Origin of the sequence: uncultured Campylobacter sp. (assembly GCF_937997465.1) — a bacterium.
Lineage (GTDB): Bacteria > Campylobacterota > Campylobacteria > Campylobacterales > Campylobacteraceae > Campylobacter_A.
Window position 1 is genome coordinate 1 of record NZ_CALKTQ010000107.1, and the last position, 4,554, is coordinate 4,554.

Annotated in this window: 3 protein-coding genes; 1 reads left to right on the forward strand and 2 read right to left on the reverse strand. The window is 49.3% G+C overall.

What is annotated here, in order from left to right; all coding sequences use genetic code 11:
* Together Q0546_RS03285 and dsrO are read right to left on the reverse strand one after the other, a co-directional pair.
* Nucleotides 1-2,275: molybdopterin-dependent oxidoreductase (locus Q0546_RS03285; protein ID WP_298790495.1), on the reverse strand; the 2,275-nt coding region annotated here is incomplete at its 3' end.
* Nucleotides 2,276-2,285: 10 nt separating this feature from the next.
* Nucleotides 2,286-3,026, reverse strand: coding sequence for a sulfate reduction electron transfer complex DsrMKJOP subunit DsrO (gene dsrO / locus Q0546_RS03290; RefSeq protein WP_298790496.1), 741 nt, complete (start codon nucleotides 3,024-3,026; stop codon nucleotides 2,286-2,288).
* Nucleotides 3,027-3,192: 166 nt separating this feature from the next.
* On the opposite strand from dsrO, the gene Q0546_RS03295 reads away from it, so the two are divergent.
* Nucleotides 3,193-4,257 carry a tyrosine-type recombinase/integrase gene (locus tag Q0546_RS03295; RefSeq protein ID WP_298790499.1) on the forward strand — a complete coding sequence of 355 codons (1,065 nt, stop codon included), beginning with the start codon at nucleotides 3,193-3,195 and terminating at the stop codon, nucleotides 4,255-4,257.
* Nucleotides 4,258-4,554 lie beyond the last annotated feature (297 nt).

The following is a 4,554-nucleotide window of genomic DNA, read 5'->3' on the forward strand; positions in this document are numbered from 1 at the left end:
AAATTTTACTTAGCTTTAGATCCTCTTTGTCGATGTCCTTCACGCCCTCTCCGTCAAAGGCCAAATTTGCCAGCGCCGCGGCGTAATACTGCTCTTTCGTATCCAGATCCATCGGCTTTCCGTCTTTGTCCTTAAAGGCGCCCTTGCCAAAGCCTTTTAGCCCGAGTCTCTTTGCCACCGCGATATAAAAGGCCTCCACGTCGATTAGCGTGCCGTCTGCGGCGCGGTCTTGTTTAGCGGCGACGGCCGGGTAGCGCACGACCGAGGTTTTAGCTATCGTGCCCCAAAGCGAGTTTGGAAGCGCCCAGTTTTCGAGATTTACGCCGTCTGGTACGATGTAGTCGGCGTAGGCATTGGTCTCATTCATAAAGGCGTCGATACCGATGAAAAGCGGTAAATTTTTGCTATCTTTTAGTGCGTCAAGCACCGCGACCTCGAGCCCTGCCTGTCCGTACATCACGTTCGTCATGTAGTTTATAAACGCCTTTACCTTGTACGGATAGCCAGCGGCGTGGCTGGTGAGAGTTTCGTTTACTAACGGCATCGAGATAGGATACCACGGCTGCTGCGCAGGATAGCCGCTGCCGCCGGCTGCCACTTTACGTTTAAACTCCGAGCTCGTTTCGTAATACTTGCCCGAGCGGGATAAATTTAACCCGTTTGGCTTGTATGCGCCCTCGAAACTCTCCAGATCGTATCTACCCTTTAAAAACTCATGAGTGCCCGCGCTTGCGTTTACGCTGCCGCCCTTATAGCCGTAGGTGCCCATGAGCGTATTTAAGCAAAATATCGCGTACGTGCTCATGGCTGCTTGCGTGTGCATCATGCCGCCGTGGACGTTGGTGCTAACTTGCCTGCCATTTTTGGTGAAATTTTCGCACAGCCAGAGGATATCCTCTACGCTCACGCCGCAAATTTTAGAGTACTCTTTTAGGCTGTGTTTGTAGGCGGACTCTTTTAGCAGCTGCATCGAGCTTTTAACCTCGACTTTTTTGCCGTTAAGCAAAATTTTGCCCTTATAGTAGAGCTTAGCCGGTTCGTTTATCTTGTAGCTTTGGATTTTGCCGCTTTGAGAGCAGACCTGCCACTCGTCGCCAACGAGTGCAAATTTGCCGTAGTCTGCGTGGCCTTTTTGCGTGATGACTAGGTGGGTGGCGTTGCACCAGTGTATCTCGCCCGCTAGCTTTGCTTGCTCTAAATTTGGCTGCATGAGGTAGTTTGCGGCGTATTTTTCGTTTTCTATGATCCAGCGTATCATCGCCATAGCGAGCGCGGTGTCGGTACCCGGTTTTATACCGATCCAGCGGCCTTTATCGGAGGCGGCGAATTTGACGGCGTTTGTTAGCGTCGGATCTACCACCGCATAGCTGAAGTCATCGTTTGTACTTCTTGCGTGGGCGACCATTTTGGCTTGCTTTTGGAACGGATTTCCGCCGTTTGCCGGCGAGGTGCCCCAGTAGATGGTAAATTTGGAGTTTTCGTAGTCGGGTTTTGTGTGGGCAAAGCCTTTTGCATTATGCGCGATCTTGCCGCCCACTCTAAAACCGCCGCCGCAGATACCGCCGTGGGAGTAGTGATTTATAGTGCCGAATGATTTTTTGATAAAGCGATCGACGATATCCGAGCGTCCGTCATAGAGATAAAAGCTCAAAAGCTGGTTGCGCTTGGTGCCGTATTCGGGATTTGCCTCGTCGATGAGCTCGTCTGAGAGTATAGCCCTAAGCCCGTCCACGTGCCCCTCGCCGAAAAGATCCCCACCCTCGACGACCTCCTCGATGAGCTGCTCGAAGCTGATCTTTTTCCACTTACCCTCGCCTCTTTTGCCCACTCGCTTTAGCGGCGACAAAATCCTAATAGGCGAAGCTATCATCTCCGGTAGCGCCGCGCCTCTAGCGCATACCGTGGCGCGTCTCTCGTCCTCTCCGCTAGCCGTGGTCGCTAGCAGTGCGTCGTTTATCGAGGTATCAAAGCTCGCCCAGTGCACGTTTGATAGCGGGTGATATGGGTTGCCCGTGCATCTTAGCACGCGGTCTGCTTTTTCGTCCACGTGTAGCCGCAGTCCGCACTTTGCCACGCAGCCGTGACACATAGAAAATACCACGCTATGGCCGTCGTTCATCGAAATTTTGCCGTCTTTTACGCTAAATTCGGGCTGAAGCGAGCTACCCTGCGGTTTATAGTCGTCTTTTATTTTTCCCGCGTCGTCCGCTACTGCAGCGGTCGCGCCTACGGCCGAGATCATCGCCGCGTTTTTTAGAAATTCTCGTCTTTGCATTATTTTCTCCTTACAGCGCGATCTCTTCGCTCCAGCTGATCGCTTGTTTGTATCCTTTTTTAGCCGCCAGTTCCTTGTCGTTCTTAGCCAAAATTTCGCTCACGCCGTAGTAAAAAACCTGCGGATGCGTGTTTTTTGGACTATCTAGCACCATCGTCTCGTGAGCGGCTAAAAATTTCCTGATATTTGAGTTTTCGTCGTTTAGATCGCCTATTATGCGGCTTCCGCCCACGCAGGTCTCCACGCACGCAGGCAGCAATCCCTCGCGCAGTCTGTGATCGCAAAAGGTGCATTTATCGACTTTATAGGTCTGCATGCTGAGGTATCTGGCGTGATACGGACAGGCCTCGGCGCAAAGCGCGCAGCCGATGCACTCGGCGCTATTTACTTTGACGATACCGTTGCTTCTTTGGTAGCTCGCGCCCGTCGGACAAACGTCGATACAGGCTGGGTTTTCGCAGTGATTACAAAGGCGCGGCAGCGAGGCGATAACAGCTCGGTTGCCGTCTTTGTCGCTAGCTTCGTACTCCGAAACGATCGTCCTAAAGGCACCTGCTTGGACGTTGTTTTCCATAGCGCAGTTCATCGTGCAAGACTGGCAGCCGACGCAGCGCGTGAGGTCGATGACCATGCCGTAGCGCGGACCTTTGGTTTTTTCAAAAGTATTCGGAGCGGCCCTAAGCGCGGTCGCCGCGATAAAAACACCCGCCGTAGCAATAAAGCTACGACGCGAACCTAGCGTTGATTGCATTTTTTCTCCTTTGAATCAAAATGGTTTCGTAACTTTATCATAACTTAACTTAAATGATAATATTAATATTTTGATTAAAAGTATTTTTCAGATTACCAAAAATTTATTTTTTAGAAGCGTTTGGTTATAATGCTTTTCAAATTTTTATAAATTTAAGGAAAATATCTTGAAATACGCTCTTGATTGCAAGGATAGTTTTGAAAACTCGTTTATATTTTGGCTCACTAGATACGTCAAATTTAAGCTTAGCTCGCTCTCAAACAAAGAGCTTCGCGACCCAAAGGCGCTGGCAAGCGTAAATTTCGCCCTTAGCCGCGAGATAAAAAACATAGATCAGCTCGACGGCCTCGTAAAATCGGCTAGAAACGCAGGACTAACGGGCATAAATACATACTTTAATCCGCTTAAAAAGATATTCGAGACGCTCAAATTTTACGAGCTAGAGAGCCTAAAACAGATCGATGAGGAGCTGCTAAGCGAGGTGCTAGCTAGCGTCACGGGCGGACTAAGCGACGCGAGCAAGAAAAACTACCGCATAAGCGCGATAAATTTTTTCGCATTTTTGGATAAGCAAAACGAAGAGGACGGCAAGGCGCACGTCTTTGACATCGGGCTAAAAAACTGGGGCGGCGTGGGCGGAGCGCGCGGGCAAAAGCTGCCTGAATTTATGAGCGAGGATGAGGTTAAAAGATTTTTGGAAGCGATCGAAAACGCGGAGTTTAAAAGCAACGCCAACCGTAATAAGCTCATCATAAAAATCATTATTTTCACCGGCATCCGCGTGAGCGAGGCGCTAAATCTAAAGCGCAAAGATATAGCCGAGGACGGCGAACTCTACGTCATAAGAATCCGCGGCAAAGGCAACAAATACCGCGTCGTCATGATCAAACGCCGCCTCATCGAAGCCCACCTGGACGCGATCGCGATAAACTATATAAATAAAGAAGGATATCTTTTTATCAACAAAAAAGGCACGCGGCTAACGCAGGCCTACGTGAGTCGCATCGTCGAGCAAATCCTCTTTAAAGCCGGAATCCGCAAGGAAAAAAACGGCGCTCACATGCTGCGCCATACCTTTGCCACGATGCTTTATAAAAAGCAAAAAGACCTGGTTTTGGTACAAGAAGCGCTCGGACATGCGAGCTTAAACACTTCGCGCATTTACACGCATTTTGATAGCGAAAAGCTAAAGCTCGCCGCTCAGGTAGCCGAGGAGCTAAGCGGAGAATAGGCGCTAAATTTGAGCGGTTTCAAATTTGACTCGGGCGGCTAACGGCACGCGAGCTTGCTAAATTTGCGAGTCAATATGCTGTTTTCAAATTTGAGCAGTCTATATAATATAAGATAATTGCGCGGTTAAATTTAAGAAATTTGACGAGAGATGAAAACGGCCGCGCTAAAAACGCGACCGTAAATTTGGTTTAAATTTTAGAGATCGTTATTTTTTCTTTATCGCTTCCGACTACGATCTCATCTCCGCTTTCAAGCTCGTCGCGTAGGATCATATCGGCTAGCGGATCTTCGACTA